The sequence below is a fragment of the Actinoallomurus acaciae genome (assembly GCF_042429965.1).
Taxonomy (GTDB): domain Bacteria; phylum Actinomycetota; class Actinomycetes; order Streptosporangiales; family Streptosporangiaceae; genus Actinoallomurus; species Actinoallomurus acaciae.
This window is the reverse complement of sequence record NZ_JBHLZP010000001.1, coordinates 57424-75578: the sequence shown is the minus strand read 5'-3', so window position 1 is coordinate 75578 and position 18155 is coordinate 57424. Positions and strand designations below refer to the sequence as shown.

The following is an 18155-nucleotide window of genomic DNA, read 5'->3' as shown; positions in this document are numbered from 1 at the left end:
CGGGTCACCGATGATGAGGGCGCGGCGGCTACGGAAGAGCAGGGGCAACACCGAGGGGATCGAGCACTGGCTGGCCTCGTCGATGATGACGAGGTCGAAGAGCTTCGGTTTGAGTTCCAGTTGGCGCACCGAATGGGTGCTGATCGCCCATCCCTTGATGTGCTCCATCAGGTTCTTCTGGCTCTTCTGAAATCCTGAGCGCCGCCGCAGCGCCTGCAACCGCTGACTCATCAGGGACCGCGCCCGAAGCAGGTGCTCGGCAGAGATCGCCTGTGCCACCTCTGCCGACAGCTGTGCCAGGCCGGCGGCGGAGCTCAGGCGTGCCTGCTTCAGAGCCTCCTCATCGCGCGCGAGGTTTCGCGGTGCGAGTTCCCGCACCTCTCGCTCGACGGTCATCGCATCGGACAGAGCCTTGAGACGATCGATGGCCACCGGCCGTTCAGGCACCCAGCGCGGCAACACCGCGACGTCCACCGCGTCCGCGAAGGCCGACATGACGCGGCCTCTGCGCCACGATCCGAACCAGCGTGCTCTCAAAGCCTTCCGGGCTCGGTTTTCCCATCGCCGTAGAGCGGCATCGTCACCGCGCCAGGTCTCAGAGAGCAGCGCCGGAGACAAGCCCAGCTCCATGGCCTGTCGCCCGCGCCCCCGCAGAAGGCCAAGCAGGTGCTCCTCCTCGAGGACCTGGTGGGCCGCCTCTTCCCGGTACACGGCCGCCCGGGCATGCTCGTTCCGCAGATCACCGGCTGCGGTCGCCGCGCTCCGCCGTGGCTGTTGCGGGGGCCCGCTCAACAGCTCCTCCAGCTTCGTCGCCTCCCGCTCCCGGGCCTGGGCGTTGCCCGTCCGCATCAGCAAGCCCGGTGCGATGTCCTGGCAACGCTCGGCCACGACGTTGACCGCCTCGTTGTTCGTGGAGGCGACCAGCACCGTCTGTCCGGACGCGACGCACGTGGCGACGACTGACGTAACGACCTCGCTCTTGCCGGTTCCAGGTGGTCCGGTGGCCACGGTCAGCGGCCGCGTCATGGCCGAGGCAATGACGTGTTCCTGACTTTCGTTACATGGTCCAGGGGCGACCACGACCGGAGAGGCGGCCGGTCCTGCGACGTCCCCGCGGTTCAGCAACGCGTCCAGGGCCGTACCCGGAATCTGGGCGGTCCTGGATGACATCTCCCACAGGTTCTCCGTCAGTGCCTGGGTCGCGAGCTTGTCCACGCCCGAAGGCACGAGGAGCACCGCCGCGTTATGTGCGCCTCGCCGCAGTGTCTGCGTCACGGAACGATCGCTCAGCGCGGACGGGTCGAACGGCTCCAGTTCCGGCAGTGAAAGCTCGGCCAGGAGTTCCCGAACGGCGCGGAGCATCTGGTTTGCGTTGCCCTCCTGCCAGTTGGGCTGCCATCGCGAGATGAGGTCGGCGGCTTCTTCCTCCGAGAGCAGTTCCGTGACCAATCCGGTGTGCAGCGAAGGCACTCCGCTCGGCCACAGCGTTTCGCGGCCGTCCTCGTCTGGGGCGAGTTCCATCTGCTGGATCAGCAGCGGCGCCACCCGCATCTGAACCCGTTGCCGACCGTTCCCCCTATGGACGGGAAGCGTGATCGCCGGGTAGCCGTACCAGAACTCCCGGTGCGTGTCGCCCGTCTCGGATCCCGCGGCCGGGCTCAGGGCCGCCGGCGCCCGGAATGAGGAAGCGAGACCGGACTGAATCTCCTCCGGACCGCCGCCGAGCAGGAAGTATGAGGTGTCACGGCCGCTCTGCCGGTCGGGCATCATGCCCGCTCCCGCCTGGGCGCCTAGGCAGTGGACGTAGTACCGCAGCAGTCGCTGCCAGTCGATCTCGTCCCGATCGCTCAGAGAGGCGAGTTCTTTCGCCTTGAGCATGAGAGGCGACCGCTGCGCCGCTTCGACCGCCTCCCCTGACAGCGTCGGGAGCGCGACGGACCGGGCCACCGACCGCGCGAAAGGCAGAGTTCTGGTGGCGCGGATCGTGGACTTGGTGGGCCGTTGCTCCTCCGGGATCCCATTCCGGGCCATCTGCGTGGTGAGATAGTCGAAGAGATCATCCGGCGTGATCCAGCCGCTTTCTTTGATGCGCCCTGTGCGAAGGCCTTCCACGATCTCACCGGTGAACCTCGACGTGCCCAGGGAGGAACCGGGCGAAGCCATCGCCGATGCGGCTTGCAGGGCGTCGGAGGCGGTGATGAAGTACACGCCGGTCGGCCTCAAGAGCGTGCTGGCGGGCGCGGCGTCGTCATCCGCTTTCGACGCACCCTTGGCCGTCCATCCCTGCACCACAGAGCCACTGGAGCAGCAGTCCAACAGCACGATCTTCGAAGCGGCCCGGCACCCCTGAAGCATTCGTTCCAGGAACTCGGCCGGCACCGCCGTACCGGGCAGATCACGCGGGTCGGTGTCCCGGGTCAGAAAATAGAGCTGGTTGTCGGCCTCGCAGAACTCACCATGGCCACTGAAATACAGAAGAGCCATCTCACTCGGCTGACGATCTTCGAGGAATGTCTCAATGGCGTGCAGCATCTCCGCGCGGGTTGGCTCGGCCACCATCGCGCAGTCGTTGTACATCCCGATCTCGGTATTCTCCAGCACCGCCTGCATGTAATGCAGGTCCGCGCGGACGGACGGAAGATCAGGGTAGGCCTCGTTGCCGTAAGTCGATACGCCGATGAGCATGGCGTAACGGTCGTTGTCGTTCATCGAGGAATCAGTTCGTCGCCGCGCCGTCGTCCTTGCTACTCCGTTCGCCTGACTCTGGCGTCTCACCGGCGAGGAACCGCGCGATCTTCTCCGCGTCCTCTCGGGCCTCCCGGCCGCTGATACGCAGCGAGGCACCGTCGGATCGGGTGGCGATGATGGTCCGCTGCGGTACCCTCGCCAGCCAGATCTGGACGGCGGAAGCGATCAGAGAGCCTGCGCTGATCAGGAGTCCGACGGTGTCCGCCGACAACCCGCCCTTGTCTGTATCGCCGACGACACCGTGCCGACGTACGTCGAGCGCGGCCTCGGGGTCGAGCACAGCGATCTCGCCGAGCAGCTCGCGTGCTTCCCTGCGAGCTCGCAGCCGGTCGTCGTCCACCATGACGATCCGGTGTTGTCCATTCTTTTCTTCCCCCACGTCGCCCCCAGCCCTTGATATCGAACAAGGGTGTCAAGCGTAGGCATACTTCCCGTTCTCGGCACTCCATCAGACGGGATGGCGACTTTTGGACTGCATATAATTCGGTCAAGGGCCATTTCATTAGAGCCGCCCAGAGCATGTCGCCGGCGCCGTGCTCAGTCGGGGTCTGTGCTCGTCGGTAGCCACTGGAAGTCGTCGGTCTCGTTTCGGGCCGGGGCGAGCCAGCGCAGGTACGGGTCGGCGAGGGCGAGGAGGGCGGCCTCGCGGCGTTCGGAGTCGCGCAGGCTGGCGCCGACCAGATAAAGGGAGTTGCGCCGGGCCAAAGGGCCCTCCAGGGCGATCAGATCCTCAGCGGTCGCGACGAGGCCAGGGCCTTCCGCGAAGACCCATGCCACCGGACGGTGGGCGGCGGCCTGCTGGAGTTGGGCGGCGAAGGCCGCTCTGGCGTCGGCGGTGAGGTAGCTGAGCAGGGAGGCGGTGAAGACGACGATGGGCTCGCTTCCCGGCAGTTCCCCGAGCAGCCGGGCGGTGTCGGTCGTCGCGTCGCCAGGGACCACGTCCACGTTCGCGGTGGAGACAGCGAGGTCGATGGCGCCTTGCAGGACGGCGAGGTCACCGGTGTGCTCGGGCCAGATGAACGCCTCCAGCCAGGCACGGGCCTCGGGGTCGGTCAGGTCGACCGGGTGCTGGTCGATTCCCCGCCGGCAGGTGATCTCCGGGATCGGTCCGAGGAAACGCCCTGCCGGGGTGCCGCCGCGTACCTCACAGGTGATCGTCACCGGCGCGGTGTCTTCAGAGGATGTCTCCTGGCCGCCGATGCGGTAGCGGTAGCGGTCCAGGAGCAGGTTCAAGCCCGCGCTGGCACCCACCTCGACCAGGGCGACCGGGCCCCGCCAGTGCCGGTGCACGTGATCGAGGCCGAGGCGGAGAGCCACGCATCGGCGGATCTCGTTGGTCTGGGTGGACCTGGTGCGCAGGAGCCGGCCGAGTTCGTCGCGGTGCTCGGCGCAGAACGCGGCGAAGGCCGGCATGAGCCGGTCGTCGACCGCCCGTCGACCGCCGTGGATCGGGTAGTAACCGGCCAGCGCCGAGCCCGGGTTCGATGCCAGGAGCAGGTTCACCGCCGCGAACAGCAGGCTGGGCCGCCGCTGGTCGCCGGGGGTGGACATCAGCAGGTTCAGCAGGTCGTCGTTGCCGGCGACGCCCTCGCTCAGTGCCTCGTACACCGGGGAGCGGCCACGGCACTGCGTGGCCGCGAAGAACCGGAACAGGCGCCGGAGTCGCTCCACCTGGAAACCCGGTCCCTCTGCCACCGTCCGAACCTACCGCTGTGCCGGTTCGGACGTCACCGGCGGGTGCGGAGGATCCGGCCTCACCGGTCCGGCGGGCCCTCGCCCGCCACGTCCAGTACGGCCTTGCCGAGTATCCGCCGGGCGAACAGCGCCTCCGCCGCCTCCGGGGCCCGTTGCCACGGGCCGCGCCAGCCGATCTGCGGGTCGAGCAGGTCCCTGCTCAGCAGGCCGACGAGGTAGGTGAGATCGGCGTCGAACGGTGTGCGTACGACGAAGGGTTCCAGTCGCCGGCCGCCGCCCTTGAGGCGCTCGTTCTCGAAGTCGACCGTGGTCGCCTCCCCGGAGGCCCGTCCGATGCTGAGGGCGACGCCGCCGGGTCCGAGGAGGCCGAAGGCCTCGGCGAGGAGGGCGCCGCCCACGTTGTCGAGCACACCGAAGAGGGGTTCGCCGACGTCCGCCAAGCGGGTGACGACCTCCGCCGCGCCGAGTTCGAGCAACTTCTGCCCGCGGACGGGGTCGCCCACCGCGGCGACGACCTCGGCGCCCGCGCGGGCCGCCAGTTGTACGGCGAAGCGGCCCACGCCGCCCGAGGCTCCGGTGACGAGCACCCGGCGGCCGAGGACGGAGCCGAGCCCGCGTACGGCCTGAAGCGCGGTGACTCCCGCGGCCGGAAGAGCGGCCGCGGCGCCGAGGTCCACGGTGTCGGGCACGACGGCGAGGTCGGCGGTCTCCGCCACGCGACGTTCGGCCCAGCCGCCCTGCCAGCCGAAGGTCGTGACCCGGGTGCCGGGCGGAGGCCCGGAGCCGTCGGCCGCGGCCCGTACGACGACGCCCGCCGCGTCGCAGCCCGGGATGTCACCGGGCCGGCGCCGCTCGGCCATGTAGGCGAGTTCCCCGAAGTTGAGCGAGATCGTGTGGACCTCGACGACGACCTGCGAGTCGCCGGGGACCGGCTCGGCGACCTCCGCGAGGCGAAGCCCACGGGGCGCGTCGACGTCGTGCACCAGAGCACGCATGGCGATCCTTCCGGAATATGGTCAGCACGCCAGGTCAGCACGCCAGGTCGGCGTGCCGTTCGAGGAGTGCGATGGCGTCCGCCGTGACGCGGCGGACTGATCACCCCATCCTGTGGCGCAGCACGCGTACCCGTCCAAGACCCGCTGTAATACCTTTTGGCTATGGACCCGCACCTTCGCGACCTTCGGTACTTCGTCGCCGTGGCGGAAGAGCTCAGCTTCACCAAGGCCGCGACTGAGCGGCTCTTCATCTCCCAGCCCGCGCTGAGCCGGCAGATCCGCCGGTTGGAGACCTCGATGCGCGCCACGCTGTTCGAGCGCGACCGTCGCACGGTGCGGCTGACGACGGCGGGCGAGGTCCTGCTGGCCCAGGCCCGGCCGCTGCTCGCCCAGTGGGACGAGGCCCGCCGCGCCGTGGCCGAGGCCGCGACGACGCGGGACACGACGCTGCGGGTCGGGTTCCAGACCCGGATCGGCCGCGGGCTCATCCCCGGCGTCACCGCGAGGATGGCGGAGCTGCTGCCCGGGTGGAAGCTGGCCTTCCGCCAGGTCCCCTGGGGAGATGCCGGCGTGGGACTCGATGGATCCGATGTCGACGTCGCGATCGCGTGGTTGCCGCTGCCGGACACCGGGCGGCTCTCCTGGCGTGTGGTCGCGACCGAGGAGCGCTGGGTGGCGCTGCCCGCGAACCATCGCCTCGCCGGACGTCACGCCGTCACACTCACCGACCTCGCCGACGAGGCGTTCATCGCCCTGCCCGCCGCCGCGGGCCCGGCACGGCGGTTCTGGCTGGCCGCCGACGAGCGACAGACCGCGCCGAGAATCGCCACCGAGGCCGAGACGGCAGAGGAGACCTTCGAAGCCGTCGCCTCCGGCCTGGGCGTCGCGCTGCTGGCGGCGGGCAATGCGGAGATCTACCGGCGCGACGACGTGGTCTGCCGTCCCGTCGCAGGGCTTTCGGCCGGCGAACTCGCGGTCGCCTGGCGCACGAATGACGACCGGCAGGCCATCCGCGTCTTCGTCGACGCGTGCTTCCGGTGCCTGTGCGAGCCGAGCCGGCCATAGATCGTCTTTTTTTGAAGTATCGGCGTAGCGCGGATACAGCCTGCGAGCATTCGGCTGCTGGAAGTAGACGCCGTTGGACGGCGCGTTCAGAGACGAGGTAGCAGGCTTGTTCACAGCAGACCGGACCCCCCGTCCACGGGCGTTCGTGCCGGTGGCGACCGCGCTGATCGCCGGCGTGGCCCTCACCGGTTGCAAGTCGTCCGACACGGCGTCGAGCGCGTCCTCGCCGTCGCCGAAGGCCTCTGCGGCCTCGCCGAACGCGGTGGCCACGGTCCCGGCCGCTCCCGGCTCGGCGCCCGCGTCCGGCGCTCCCGATCAGGCCACCATCCAGAGCGCCATGACCCGTACGGTCGAGGCGGAGGATCCGACGACGCACTTCGCGCCTGTCGGCTCGCCGGCGACCGCGTCGGACCGGAACGGCGGCACCCTCACGGCCGTGATCGGACAGCGCACCCCGTCCGCCGACGGCAAGGGCCAACTCGTCTTCTTCTGGCAGGGAAACCGCTTCCTCGGCTGGGACGCCGAGACCGAGGCCATGTCCATCACGAAGGTCGCCGGAGGCAACGGGTACTTCACCGTCACCTACGTGCACTACGCCGCGCAGGACCCCGCCTGCTGCGCCTCGCTGCCTCCGGTCGACGTCACGTACGTCTGGCAGGACAACGACGGGTTCGTCCCGTCCGGTGGCACCCGGCCCACGTACGGCAGCCAGGTCCGGGTGAAGCTCAACCCCTGACGTACGTGCTGATCTCGATGAGGTTGTCGTCGGGGTCGCGCAGGTAGACGCTGAGGATCGGCCCGGTGGCGCCGGTGCGCGCCACCGGTCCCTCCTCGATCGGCACACCGTGCTCGGCCAGTTCCGCGACCACCCGGTCGATCGGCGTATCGGTGATCAGGCACAGGTCGGCGCTACCCGGTGTCGGGCGGGCGGCCTTGGGCTCGTACTCACGGCCCGCCGGGTGCAGGTTGATCTTGCTGCGCCCGAACGCGAGCGCCCGTCGTCCCTCGCCGAAGGTGACCTCCTCCATGCCCAGCACGCGTACGTAGAACCCGACCGTCGCCTCCATGTCGGCGACGGTCAGCACCAGATGGTCGAGCCGATCGATTCGCATCCGGCCAGTTCATCATCTGGCGGTGGACGGCGGCGTACGGGCCACCCTCACACGGGTCGACCCGGAACGGATGAGCGGCACGAACGCCACGAGCATCAACAGCCCGCCCACGGGCACCAGGTCCAGGTCCACGGCCGAGGCCAGAGTCGCCAGCAGGACCGCGAACGGCACCCACACCGGGGCGGCCCTCCGCGCCGCCAGGTGGGCGACCGCGACCAGCAGGCCGACGTAGAACAGCGGCGGACCGGCGTCGTACACGGCCAGGGCGACTCCCGGCACCTGGCGCACCCGATCGAACATCGGTCCCATCGCGGCGTGGTCGCCGGCTCGCAGGCCGACGACGATGTCGATGGTGATCTGCGCCATGGCCAGGCCCGCGCCGGTGAGGCCGATCGCGGTGGTGGCCGTGGCGAGGCGCCCGCCACCGGCCAGCCGCCGCAGCGTCAGCAGCACGGGCACGAACAGCACCAGGGCCCCGAGGAAGGCGAGGTGCCCGGTGGTCCAGGCCGGTCCGGGGCCCCGTTCTCCGTCCCACCCGTCGGCCAGACGGATCAGCCCGTAGGCGGTGAGCAGGACCGGAGCGGCGAGAAAGGCAACGCGTGCGTTCATGCCGGCAAGCCTCGTCTCCGCGCGTCATCCGGACATCGCCGACGCAGGCGATTCTTCGTCTCCCCCGCAAGAGCGATCTCACCGGCGCGAGGCGTACGGCCACCCTCACGCCGCCCTCTCGAGTCACGTTGGGGATGCTGGTCAGGTGCACCCAGGGAGGGATCCGCGATGAACAACAGCCGTCCTCCGTTCCCGCCGTTCACCAAACAGAGCGCGGAGCAAAAGGTCCAGGCCGCCGAAGACGCCTGGAACACCCGGGACCCGGCCAAAGTGGCCCTCGCCTACACCGAGGACTCGGTCTGGCGTAACCGGGACGCCTTCTTGGAGGGGCGTGAGGCGATCGAGGAGTTCCTCACCGCCAAGTGGCGGCGTGAGCTGGACTACGCGCTGCGCAAGGAGCTGTGGGCGTTCGACGGCAACCGGATCGCGGTGCGGTTTCAGTACGAGTGCCACGACGCCGACGGCCGGTGGTGGCGCAGCTACGGCAACGAGCTGTGGGAGTTCAGCGAGAACGGCCTGATGTGCCGCCGGGAGGCCAGCATCAACGACGTGCGGATCGAGGAGGGCGACCGCCGCATCTTCGGCCCGCGCCCGAAGAGCGAGTACGGCATCCCGTTCCCGATCCGGTGACAAATCGTTTGCCGCCCGGCCGCGTGGATGGTCGGGTGGGCCGCATGAATCCCGGAACGCTGCTGGCCGCCTTCAATGAGCAGGTACGACGCCGGCCACGGCCCGTTGACGGACACGTCGAGGACGACGGCGACGTCATCCGTACGGTGTCGGCGGGCGACGGCTGGAACGGCGTCGAGTGGGCCGCTCTCACCTCCGCCAACGCCGACGCCCGGATCCAGGCACAGATCCGGCGGTTCGCCGAGGTCGGCCGGCCCTGGGAGTGGAAGCACTACTCCTACGACCAGCCGGACGACCTTCGAGAACGTCTCGTCGCCGCGGGCCTGACCCCGGAGGAGGACGAGACGCTGCTCGTCGGGGCGATCGCCGACCTGGATCTCCAGGCGCGCCCGCCGGCCGGCGTCGAACTGCGCGCCGTCGACGACCGGCGCGACCTCGACGCCCTCATCGCGGTGCACGACGAGGTCTTCGGCGGCCGTCACCCGAGTGGTCCGCTGGCGGCCGCGCTGGAGGACGGCATGGCGGCGGCCGTGATCGCCTGGGCCGGTGAGACGCCGGTCTCGGCCGCGCGTGTGGAGTTCCAGCCCGGTACGGAGTTCGCCGGGCTGTGGGGCGGCGGCACCCTGCCGGCCTGGCGCGGCCGGGGCGTGTTCCGCTCCCTGGTCGCGTACCGCGCCGCGCTCGCGCGGCAGGCGGGATACCGCTACCTCCAGGTGGACGCGACCGCGGCCAGCCGCCCGATCCTGCGCCGCCTGGGCTTCACCGAACTCGCCACGACGACCCCGTTCACCCATCCGGGCCGGTGAACGAAGAAACCCGTCTGCGGGTTTGCGGGATCGCGGGCGGTTCGTCCCTGTCGTGAACGCCGGCGGTACGGCGCCGGGGTGGATCGGTGGCGGCCGAGCCCTCTACCTGGCGCCCGAGGCGATCATGGCCGGACGGCTGCCGCGCTGATGCCGTGCTCGCCCTGCCGGCGCGGCGCCGTACGCCGGACCGTCCTGACGCGACGCGGCGACACCTATTGTCCGTCTCCGTGATTAATGCATTACTATCAGTGAGAAAGATCTTCCTCCCCCGGGAAAGGACCCCCTCCCATGGAGGACACACGACGCAGCCCGACGGTCCGGCGACGACGTCTCGCCCGGGAGCTTCGCCGCCTCCGCGAAGCCGCCGGACTCACCGCCGATGAGGCGACCCGGCAGCTCGAATGGGCCGCCGGAAAGGTCAACAAGCTCGAACGCGCCCAGGCCGTACGCCCGCGCGTGACCGACATTCGGGCGATGCTCGACCTGTACGGCCTGACCGAGGAGACCAAGCGCGAGGCGCTGCTCGACCTGACCCGCGAGGCACGCCAGCGCGGCTGGTGGGCGGCGTACGGGCCGCTGTCGGACACCTACACGGAGTTCGAGAGCGAGGCCCGGAAGATCAGCACGTTCGAGCTGTCGGTCATCCCGGGCCTGCTTCAGACGCCGGCGTACGCGCGGGCACTGCAGCGCGGGTGGCTGCTGCGCGACGAGAAGGAGATCGACCGCCTGGTCGAGTTGCGGATGCGACGGCAGAAGCTGCTGACGTTCGACAACCCGCCGCGACTGTGGGCGATCATCGACGAGAGCGCGGTGAACCGGCCGTTCGGCTCGGAGGAGACCAAGCGCGAACAGCTCCAGCGACTGATTGACACCGGCCCGCTCGAGCACATCGATATCCAGATCCTGCCGGTGACCGTCGGCTTCCATCCAGGCCTGTCGGGGTCGTTCGTAATCTTGGACTATGACCAGGATCCCAGCCTCATCTACCGCGAGATCTCGCCGAGCAGCGTCTATCTGGAGGGGTCGGACCAGGTAGAAGAACGCCGCCGAGTCTTCGAGCACCTGAGCGCCGCGGCGCTCGGACCGGAGGAGTCGATCGCCTATCTGCGTCGATTGACCGAAAGATCCTGAAGAGGTAGCGCCTGTGCCCGACCAGCCCAGCCTCGAGTGGCGTACGAGCACCCACAGCCAGGGAGGTGACGGCAACTGCGTCGAGGTCGCCGTCGCCTCCGGCCGGGAACTCGCACCGTCCTGACCCCGGCGTGACAAGGCTCCCAGGCAGGTTCCTGGGGGCCTTCTCTCGTACCGGGGGCTGTGGTCCCCCGGCCTCGCTGGGCGGCTCCGTGTCCATTCTGTTGCCTGACGGGTGTTTGATCACTTTTCTAGCGGAGATCTCTGGTGCATCTCGGGGGAGACGTTCGACCCTGTGGAGGAAAAAGATGCTCGCCATAGTCGCCGCCATCTGCTTCGCCGTCGCTCTGCTCTGCGACTGGCTCGGCACCGGCTCTGACTTCTTCAACTACCAGACCCTCGACACACTCGGATTCCTGCTGATCGCGCTCCACCTGGCCGGTTTCGGAGCCCGCTACGACTGGCGGGGCCGCAGCCACGCATGGCGATCCAGACGACGCTGACAACGGCCGAAAAGATCATCAACGCGGGCCGGTGTCCGTACGGACGCCGGCCCCTGTGATTCGTATGCCACACAACGGCTTATCGGCGAAAAGTGATGCAGACCAGGACCGCAACAAGTGGCGTGATCACCGGCATCGCCGCCTAAACTGCTTGACGTGATCTTCAAGGCCGTGGGCGAGGGACGTCCTTACCCGGAGCACAACCTCAGTTCACGTGACTGGGCGAATGTTCCGCCGCGTCAGGTGCGCCTCGATCAATTGATCACCACGAAAGCCGGGCTCGATCTCAACTCGCTGCTCGCCGAGGACTCCACGTTCTACGGCGACCTGTTCCCCCACGTCGTGCAGTGGCGTGGGCAGCTCTACCTCGAAGACGGCCTCCACCGGGCGCTGCGTGCCGCCCTGCAACAGCGCGTCATCCTGCACGCACGGGTCCTCGACCTGGATGTGGTCGACGTCGCGCCCCCGCCAGGACCTAGATCTGGGCCGTCACCCACGTGAACATCTTCGGGAACGCCGCCCGCCACGCGACGTAGTTGTGCTGGCCCCCCTTGATCACCAGGAACGGCGCCTGCGGCTGGTACTGCTTCACCAGGTCCATGAACGCCCGTGCCTGCACCATGTCGCTCTGCGCGGCGTTGCCCGACATCACCCAGAACCGCGGCAGCGGCGTCGGCGGCACCGCGCGGGCCAGGATCTTCAACGGAGAGTTCGCGGCGCGCAGCGACCGGTCCCCGGCGAACGGGTCCACCGCCTGCGGCAGCCGGTTGGTGCGCAGCGGCTCGAAGTAGCCGCTCAGCGCCGCGGCCGCGCCGTACCGGTCGGGATGGCGCAGCGCGAGGTTGGCCGCGCAGAACCCTCCTTCGGAGAACCCCGCGATGCCCCACGCCGGCCCGGGACGCTGCACCCGCAGCCGCCCGGCGACGTCATCCGGGACGTCCGTCGCGAGGTAGGTCTCGTCCTGCTCTCCATGGACGGTGTTCAGACACTGGGTGGACCGGTCGAGGCCGCCGTCGGCATCCGGGATGACCAGGACGACCGGCTTGGCCTTGTGCTGGCTGATCAGCTTGCGGAGCATGCCCGAGATCTTCAGCCGCCCCTCGTAGTCTCCCGGGGTGCCCGGGGAGCCGTGGATCAGCTCGACGACGGGGAAACGCTCGGTGGTGTACGGCTTCTGGAAGTACTGCGGCGGGAGGTAGACCACGCCCTGGCGGCTGACCCGGCTCTGGGGCCCGGGCAGCGTGGTCTCCATCGCGAAGCCGTTCTTGCGCGCCTGCCGCTTGCGTACGGCCTCGCGCAGGACCTGGTCGAGCCGACCGTCCAGGTCGGGCACCCGCGCCACACTCGCCGGCGCCTGGTTGGTGAGGTCACGCCAAGCGTCGTCCCAGCTGTCGTAGTAGCCGTAGAAGTCGTTGACCAGCGCGACACCGAACACCATCGCCGGCGGAAACGCGAGCGCACCGGCCACGACCTTGAGCGCCAGATGCCGAACCCGGGTGAGCCAGAACAGCGCAGCCGCGAACAACACCAGGAGCACGGCGAAGACGGCAAAGCCCTGCGGACCAAACATCGATCCTCCTCCGGCCGACAATCCGGACCACACCGGACGAAGGGCCAGGTCACCTGACCCGCGCACCGTACCGCTCTGGTCAGGATGACGTCCGCAAGAGCGGGTTAGATCCCCAACGAGCCCATTCCGATCGTCAAACTTTCTTTACCGAGAGTAATCGCGTTGTCGCGTTTACGTCACCAAAGCCCGACAATCACGTTGCGCCCGGCCGGTCACGAAGCCTGTGGTGGGTGGCGGAACTGCGCTCTCCCGGTGCGTTAGGGGACGTTGCGGCGCTCGGGTGGCATGGGGCGGACGGAGCCCGCTGCCGGTCTTCTGCCGCCTCCGGCAGAACCCGCCTGGTCCCTTCCGCTGCCTCCGGCACGAACCCTGCGTGGTTATCCACAGCCAAGTCGCGGTCTTCCGCTGGAGCATTCGAGCCCTTGACAATGGAAGTGGGCTGGAGCCCCCGTGGCGGGCGGGGAGTCTCTTGCGGGCGGGGAGTCTCTTGCGGGCGGGGAGTCCCCCTCGGACAGGGAGTCCCCCTCGGACAGGGAGTGCCTTCCCGGCGGGGAGTGCTTCCCGTCGGCCGGTCTTGCCCGCGAGTGGGCGAACGCACCCGCGGAACCTGCACCTGAAGACGGCGGGCTATGGCGTGTTTCACGAGTTGGCTGGAACGGACCTTGTCTCCGCGCCGCCGCGTCATCGATCATGCCGATGTGACATGGACGCCAGCGCCTGCCGATGCCGAGGTCATGGCTCGCCGTACCGTACTCGCCGCGGCCGTGAGGGACGAGTTGGCTGCTGCCGGACTGCCCCTGGTACCGCAGGACGGCAACCCGGCGGTCGGCGCCGGGGCGCATGTGTACGTCGACTCCCTCGACGATGAGAGCGGAGGCGGTGTCTTCGTCGAGTGGAGAGTGCACTTCGTGTTGAGCTCCGCCGCCCTGGACGCCCTCAGCGCCGGCGGTCAGGCAAGCGACCCTGCCATCCGGTTCGCAGGCAGGGCCAAGGGCGCGATGCAGGACGCGATCGCCGAGATCCTGTCAGCGGCCGGCTACACCGTGGCAAAAGACGTCAACGACCTAACGCCCTACCAACTCATGGTGAGGGAGCGCCACCCCAGCCCGTCGTGGCGAGATTGGCTGCACGCCCAGACCGAACACCGCGAAGAGACCCTCAGAACGACGCTCCACAACCGCACACCAGACGATGAAGACGATCCGCCATGATCACACCCACCCGTCGACGGCGACGATGCGCGCCCATCACATAGGGCAACCACGGGAAATGGTGCACTGATACGGCAGGCGCAACGAGAAAGCCCGAGGCGAGACAAGCGAGGAGACAGCACCCCCGTCCGTCCGACCGCAACCACCGATCGCGGGGGCTCCGGGGGCTCGGCCCCCGGGAGAAAGGAGCGGGCCCACCGGCGAAGCCGCCCAAAGCGGCAAGCAGGTAGGCCCGAGACCGCGGTGGAGGTGGGATTTGAACCCACGGATGAGTTGCCCCATCACACGCTTTCGAGGCGTGCGCCCTCGGCCACTAGGCGACTCCACCAAGAGGGGAGCCTACCGGAAGCGACGGCCTCCTCAGTCCCGTCGCCGGGCGAAGAATTCGGTCAGGAGGGCCCCGCACTCCTCCGCGAGGACGCCGGCGACGACTTCGGGGCGGTGGTTGAGCCGCCGGTCGCGTACGACGTCCCAGAGCGAGCCCACCGCGCCGGCCTTGGGGTCGATGGCGCCGTACACGATGCGGTCGACGCGGGCGAGCACCGCGGCGCCGGCGCACATCGTGCAGGGTTCGAGGGTGACCACCAGGGTGCAGCCGGTGAGCCGCCACTCACCGAGGCGTGCCGCCGCCCGGCGGAGCGCGATGATCTCCGCGTGGGCGGTCGGGTCGCCGGTGCGTTCGCGTTCGTTGCGGCCGGAGCCGGCGAGACGGCCGGAGGCGTCGAGGACCACGGCGCCGATCGGCACGTCGCCGGCGGCCATGCGTGCTTCGCGCAGGGCGAGGCGCATCGCGTCGCGCATGTCCGGCTCGCGCATCGGCGGCTACCGGAGGCGGTCGTATTCCTCGGCGAATCCGGCCCGCTCGGCGATGTCCGAGAGTGCGTCGCCGGGGAGCGTGCGTTCGCCCAACTCGGTCAGTGCGGCGGGGGCGGTGCCAAGGTCGGACAGGAGACCGGCGTCGCCGACGGGGTCGTCGGTGGGCGTCTCTTCGACGTCGCCGATCTGCTCGTGGAGCATGCGTGCGAGGTCGCTGCCGAGGGTCGCCCTGGGGTCGGAGAGGAAGACGCGGGGGTCCTCGCCGTCGTCGAGGCGCACGACGGCGAACCATTCGTCCTCTTCCTCGATGAGGAGGAGGACCGTGTCGCCCGCCGTTTCGACGGCGGTCTCGCGCATGATGTCGGTGATGTCGTCGACACCGGCGACCTCGGTGAGGTCGGTCTCGGTCCCGATCCATCCGGCGTCGCTGCGTGCGAAGGCCACGGAGAAGTACGGCACGCCTTCATTGTCTCCAAAAGACGGCGGTTATTCGATCGCGCGCTCGAAAGCGGCTCCGAATCCGAGGCGTGCGGCGATGCTGGAGAGCATCTCGTCGGGGTAGAGATCGAGGTCGCCGGAGAGCGCTCCGAGCTCCATCTCGTCCAGGCCGAGATCCGCGAAGATCGACATGTCGCCGGCCGGGAGCACCTGGTCGATGTCCTCGTCGTCGGGGATGTCGAGTTCGAGGTACTCCACGACCTGTCCCGCGAGCGGCCAGTCGAGGGAGGCCGTGACGTCGGACAGGTAGACCATCACCTCGTCCGCCAGCACCCGCAGTGCGACGAAGAAGTCGTCGCCGATCGCGGCCAGCCCGATCGTGCCCGCCATGCTGGGCTGTTGCCGGAGGGCGTGGATCAGCCCTGCCAGGTCCTCGGTCAACGCGATGGGAAGCTGTTCGACTTCCCAGGCGTCGTCTTCTCGGGAGACCACGACAGCGAAGTCCGCCGTGTCCAGTTCCGTCATCTTCACCCCACCGCCGCGCGTCCTGCTCGGGCATCTTGGCAGATGTGGGGCTGCCGTACTCACGGCACGGGGAAACCCGGGGGCATCAACGCCTCTAGTTGGCGCGGAACGTACGCATGCGAAGCGCGGCCCGGGTGCGCTCCTGGCGCCATCGCCGGGGCATGACGCGCTTGCGGAGTTCGCGCGCCTCCGCCAGCTCTCGCAGGAACACCGCCCGGCGGCGAAGCCGATCCCTTGCCTCCTCAGGACTCATGCGATCGTCCATGCGAGGTACGTTCCCCATGCTCAGGTATCCATTCGGCTACCGTGATCCGATATGAGAACCCTGGTGGCCGATCACCCCCTTGTCGCCCACAAGCTCACGACTCTTCGCGACGAGACGACAGACTCCCCGACATTTCGCCGCCTGGCCGACGAGCTCGTGACGCTCCTCGCGTACGAGGCGACCCGTGACGTACGCGTCGCGGATGTGACAGTGAACACACCGGTCGGACCGGCCGAGGGGGTGCGTCTGACCCGCCCGCAGCCGCTCGTGGTCCCGATCCTGCGCGCGGGCCTCGGCATGCTGGACGGCATGACCCGGCTGCTGCCGACGGCCGAGGTGGGCTTCCTGGGCATGGTCCGCGACGAGGGCACGCTGAAGGCCACGACGTACGCGACGCGCCTGCCGGACGATCTTTCGGGCCGCCAGTGCTACGTGCTGGACCCCATGCTGGCGACCGGCGGCACGCTGGCGGCGGCCGTCCAACTGCTCTTGAACCGCGGCGCGGACGACGTCACCGCGATCTGCCTCCTGGCGGCGCCGGAGGGCATCGCGCACATGGAGGAGTCCTTGGCGGGCCGTACGGTGCCGGTGCGCATCGTGACGGCCGCGATCGACTCCCACCTCAACGAGTCCGGCTTCATCGTGCCCGGCCTCGGCGACGCGGGTGACCGCCTGTACGGCGTCGTCTGACCGCCGGGGAGGACACCGTCCGGGGGCGGATGGACGCTCATCCGCCCGGGTGGGTTGTCCCGCCCGTTCCCATGGCCGGTCAAGGCCACGTCCAGGGGCTTTCCGCCCGCCCCGCACCCTCTCGCCCGCCTCCGAGCCGGTCGTTGGAACGGTCCGCCCCGCGCGGCCGGTTCAGGCCAATTTCGTGACACTCCGTGACGCCTCCGCGACCGGCTTGAGGGGGACGCGTTCAAGATCCGTACGCGGAGGGTAATAGCCTGCTACGGATTGTGACCGATTCCCGGGCGGCGTTGTCGCGGCCGCGGCGGGCTGATGCGGAGAGTGTCATGGCGTGGACGTTTGAGACGGTCGCCGAAAATCTCGCGGAGGAGTTCGGCGAGGTGCATCCGGCCGAGATGGTCATCCGATGTGTCGAGGCGGCGCGCCACAGTGCCGAGGAAGTCATCGGCGAAGCCTCCCCTGAGCTGGTCGAACGCATCGCGCGCAAGCACCTGGAAGTGCTCGCCCTGGCGGCCGCGGAGGGACACGGCGGCGCCTGATCCACCCGACCGCCTCTTGACAAGGCCGATTCGGCCCGCAGATACGGTCACGAACCTCTTTGCAGCCCTGCTCCACGGCTGGTGTACTACTTGAGTTGGGTCAGTGCGTCAGGGCTTCGGGAGGCAAGTCCCTTGAAGAAGTACCTCACTTGGGCACTGGGGATCTTCGTGGTCTTCTACCTGCTCAATTCCCCAAGCGGGGCCGCGCGCATCGTTCACAACGCGGCCGGCAGCCTCGCATCGGCCGGTAACTCCCTGTCGCGCTTCGTCAACGCGCTATGAGGCTCGTAACCCCCGGCGACTCGGCGCCGGCATCGATTCACCGTTACCTGCTGCCCCACGAGCAGCAGGTGATCACCGTACGACGGCATCCGGCCGTTCTGATGACCCCCATCGCCTTCGTCCTGGGCGGGCTGGTGGTCGCGGGCGTGCTGAGCAATGTGGTCGTCGGGAGCAACGGTTCGCTGGTCAACTGGATCTGGTGGGCCTGGCTGGTGCTGCTCGCCTGGTTCGTCTGGAAGGTCGCGACGTGGTCGGTGGACTACTTCGTGATCACCAACCAGCGCATGCTCCTGACCACCGGCCTGCTCACACGTAAGGTCGCCATGATGCCGTTGTCCAAAGTCACCGACATGAGCTTTCAGCGGTCCATGAGCGGCCGCATGCTCGGCTATGGCGAGTTCGTCCTCGAGTCGGCCGGTCAGGACCAAGCCTTCCGCGTTGTTAGTTACCTCCCGTATCCTGAACAGCTGTACCTAGAGGTCTGCAGCATGATCTTTCCAACGAGCGATTCTTCGGACGACTGAT

General features: G+C 68.8%; 23 protein-coding genes, 1 tRNA gene and 2 pseudogenes. 13 read left to right on the top strand and 13 right to left on the bottom strand.

The features are described 5' to 3' along the window. Positions 1–3 precede the first annotated feature (3 nt). The 5 genes and pseudogenes from ACFFNX_RS00425 to ACFFNX_RS00405 form a co-directional block, all read right to left on the bottom strand. Positions 4–1878: pseudogene (locus tag ACFFNX_RS00425) on the bottom strand (AAA domain-containing protein); the annotation flags it as partial. A gap of 117 nt (positions 1879–1995) precedes the next feature. After that, positions 1996–2685 (bottom strand): annotated as a pseudogene (locus ACFFNX_RS00420) (caspase family protein); the annotation flags it as partial. A 31-nt stretch (positions 2686–2716) separates the two neighbouring features. After that, entirely contained in the window at positions 2717–3091 is a 375-nt protein-coding gene (locus ACFFNX_RS00415; protein WP_378193245.1) for a hypothetical protein, read from the bottom strand. A 194-nt stretch (positions 3092–3285) separates the two neighbouring features. After that, positions 3286–4443 carry a DUF2332 domain-containing protein gene (locus ACFFNX_RS00410; RefSeq protein ID WP_378193242.1) on the bottom strand — a complete coding sequence of 386 codons (1158 nt, stop codon included), beginning with the start codon at positions 4441–4443 and terminating at the stop codon, positions 3286–3288. A 59-nt stretch (positions 4444–4502) separates the two neighbouring features. Then, the gene (locus ACFFNX_RS00405; protein WP_378193240.1) at positions 4503–5438 is read right to left on the bottom strand and encodes a zinc-binding dehydrogenase; all 936 of its coding nucleotides are present in this window, start codon (positions 5436–5438) and stop codon (positions 4503–4505) included. Between the two features lie 162 nt (positions 5439–5600). Here ACFFNX_RS00405 and ACFFNX_RS00400 point away from each other — a divergent pair, with 162 nt between their 5' ends. Together ACFFNX_RS00400 and ACFFNX_RS00395 are read left to right on the top strand one after the other, a co-directional pair. Beyond that, entirely contained in the window at positions 5601–6503 is a 903-nt protein-coding gene (locus tag ACFFNX_RS00400) for a LysR family transcriptional regulator (protein WP_378193237.1), read from the top strand. 106 nt (positions 6504–6609) lie between these two features. Continuing rightward, positions 6610–7239 (top strand): LppP/LprE family lipoprotein, encoded by a 630-nt coding sequence (locus ACFFNX_RS00395; protein WP_378193234.1) that lies wholly within the window; start codon positions 6610–6612, stop codon positions 7237–7239. Here ACFFNX_RS00395 and ACFFNX_RS00390 read toward each other — a convergent pair. Further along, positions 7229–7615, bottom strand: coding sequence for a VOC family protein (locus ACFFNX_RS00390; RefSeq protein ID WP_378193231.1), 387 nt, complete (start codon positions 7613–7615; stop codon positions 7229–7231). The two genes, ACFFNX_RS00395 and ACFFNX_RS00390, sit on opposite strands and share 11 nt — an antisense overlap. A 12-nt stretch (positions 7616–7627) precedes the next feature. Then, positions 7628–8224 (bottom strand): hypothetical protein, encoded by a 597-nt coding sequence (locus tag ACFFNX_RS00385; RefSeq protein WP_378193228.1) that lies wholly within the window; start codon positions 8222–8224, stop codon positions 7628–7630. Between the two features lie 168 nt (positions 8225–8392). Between ACFFNX_RS00385 and ACFFNX_RS00380 the strand changes: the two genes are divergently transcribed. The 6 genes from ACFFNX_RS00380 (at position 8393) to ACFFNX_RS00355 (ending at position 11795) form a co-directional block, all read left to right on the top strand. Beyond that, positions 8393–8854: a nuclear transport factor 2 family protein gene (locus ACFFNX_RS00380; protein WP_378193225.1), complete on the top strand. Its 462-nt coding sequence runs from the start codon at positions 8393–8395 to the stop codon at positions 8852–8854. A 44-nt stretch (positions 8855–8898) separates the two neighbouring features. Then, the gene (locus tag ACFFNX_RS00375; RefSeq protein ID WP_378193222.1) at positions 8899–9660 is read left to right on the top strand and encodes a GNAT family N-acetyltransferase; all 762 of its coding nucleotides are present in this window, start codon (positions 8899–8901) and stop codon (positions 9658–9660) included. 288 nt (positions 9661–9948) lie between these two features. Continuing rightward, on the top strand, positions 9949–10791 hold the full coding sequence (locus tag ACFFNX_RS00370; protein WP_378193219.1) for a helix-turn-helix domain-containing protein: 843 nt from the start codon (positions 9949–9951) through the stop codon (positions 10789–10791). A gap of 13 nt (positions 10792–10804) precedes the next feature. Beyond that, positions 10805–10915 (top strand): DUF397 domain-containing protein, encoded by a 111-nt coding sequence (locus ACFFNX_RS00365; RefSeq protein WP_378193216.1) that lies wholly within the window; start codon positions 10805–10807, stop codon positions 10913–10915. 184 nt (positions 10916–11099) lie between these two features. Beyond that, the gene (locus tag ACFFNX_RS00360) at positions 11100–11294 is read left to right on the top strand and encodes a hypothetical protein (protein WP_378193213.1); all 195 of its coding nucleotides are present in this window, start codon (positions 11100–11102) and stop codon (positions 11292–11294) included. 156 nt (positions 11295–11450) lie between these two features. After that, on the top strand, positions 11451–11795 hold the full coding sequence (locus ACFFNX_RS00355; RefSeq protein ID WP_378193210.1) for a type II toxin-antitoxin system VapB family antitoxin: 345 nt from the start codon (positions 11451–11453) through the stop codon (positions 11793–11795). Here ACFFNX_RS00355 and ACFFNX_RS00350 read toward each other — a convergent pair. Then, the gene (locus tag ACFFNX_RS00350) at positions 11770–12864 is read right to left on the bottom strand and encodes an alpha/beta hydrolase (RefSeq protein WP_378193207.1); all 1095 of its coding nucleotides are present in this window, start codon (positions 12862–12864) and stop codon (positions 11770–11772) included. The genes ACFFNX_RS00355 and ACFFNX_RS00350 overlap by 26 nt on opposite strands. A gap of 629 nt (positions 12865–13493) precedes the next feature. Between ACFFNX_RS00350 and ACFFNX_RS00345 the strand changes: the two genes are divergently transcribed. Continuing rightward, positions 13494–14075 carry a hypothetical protein gene (locus ACFFNX_RS00345; RefSeq protein WP_378193204.1) on the top strand — a complete coding sequence of 194 codons (582 nt, stop codon included), beginning with the start codon at positions 13494–13496 and terminating at the stop codon, positions 14073–14075. A gap of 241 nt (positions 14076–14316) precedes the next feature. Here the strand turns inward: ACFFNX_RS00345 and ACFFNX_RS00340 are convergent. The 5 genes from ACFFNX_RS00340 to ACFFNX_RS00320 all read right to left on the bottom strand — a co-directional run bounded on the left by ACFFNX_RS00340 (position 14317) and on the right by ACFFNX_RS00320 (position 16107). Then, positions 14317–14403, bottom strand: a tRNA-Ser gene (locus ACFFNX_RS00340). 32 nt (positions 14404–14435) lie between these two features. Beyond that, positions 14436–14891, bottom strand: coding sequence for a tRNA adenosine(34) deaminase TadA (gene tadA, locus ACFFNX_RS00335; protein WP_378193201.1), 456 nt, complete (start codon positions 14889–14891; stop codon positions 14436–14438). A 6-nt stretch (positions 14892–14897) separates the two neighbouring features. Next, positions 14898–15350, bottom strand: coding sequence for a tRNA adenosine deaminase-associated protein (locus tag ACFFNX_RS00330; protein ID WP_378193198.1), 453 nt, complete (start codon positions 15348–15350; stop codon positions 14898–14900). A gap of 27 nt (positions 15351–15377) precedes the next feature. Further along, the gene (locus tag ACFFNX_RS00325) at positions 15378–15854 is read right to left on the bottom strand and encodes a tRNA adenosine deaminase-associated protein (RefSeq protein ID WP_378193195.1); all 477 of its coding nucleotides are present in this window, start codon (positions 15852–15854) and stop codon (positions 15378–15380) included. Between the two features lie 94 nt (positions 15855–15948). Beyond that, positions 15949–16107, bottom strand: coding sequence for a hypothetical protein (locus tag ACFFNX_RS00320; protein WP_378193192.1), 159 nt, complete (start codon positions 16105–16107; stop codon positions 15949–15951). A gap of 63 nt (positions 16108–16170) precedes the next feature. Between ACFFNX_RS00320 and upp the strand changes: the two genes are divergently transcribed. The 4 genes from upp to ACFFNX_RS00300 all read left to right on the top strand — a co-directional run bounded on the left by upp (position 16171) and on the right by ACFFNX_RS00300 (position 18154). After that, the gene (gene upp, locus ACFFNX_RS00315; RefSeq protein ID WP_378193189.1) at positions 16171–16809 is read left to right on the top strand and encodes a uracil phosphoribosyltransferase; all 639 of its coding nucleotides are present in this window, start codon (positions 16171–16173) and stop codon (positions 16807–16809) included. A gap of 326 nt (positions 16810–17135) precedes the next feature. After that, positions 17136–17348 carry a hypothetical protein gene (locus tag ACFFNX_RS00310; RefSeq protein ID WP_378193318.1) on the top strand — a complete coding sequence of 71 codons (213 nt, stop codon included), beginning with the start codon at positions 17136–17138 and terminating at the stop codon, positions 17346–17348. A gap of 132 nt (positions 17349–17480) precedes the next feature. Continuing rightward, positions 17481–17630, top strand: coding sequence for a hypothetical protein (locus ACFFNX_RS00305; protein ID WP_378193187.1), 150 nt, complete (start codon positions 17481–17483; stop codon positions 17628–17630). Then, positions 17627–18154 (top strand): PH domain-containing protein, encoded by a 528-nt coding sequence (locus tag ACFFNX_RS00300; protein ID WP_378193184.1) that lies wholly within the window; start codon positions 17627–17629, stop codon positions 18152–18154. Before ACFFNX_RS00305 ends, ACFFNX_RS00300 begins: the two co-directional genes overlap by 4 nt. Position 18155: the final 1 nt, after the last annotated feature.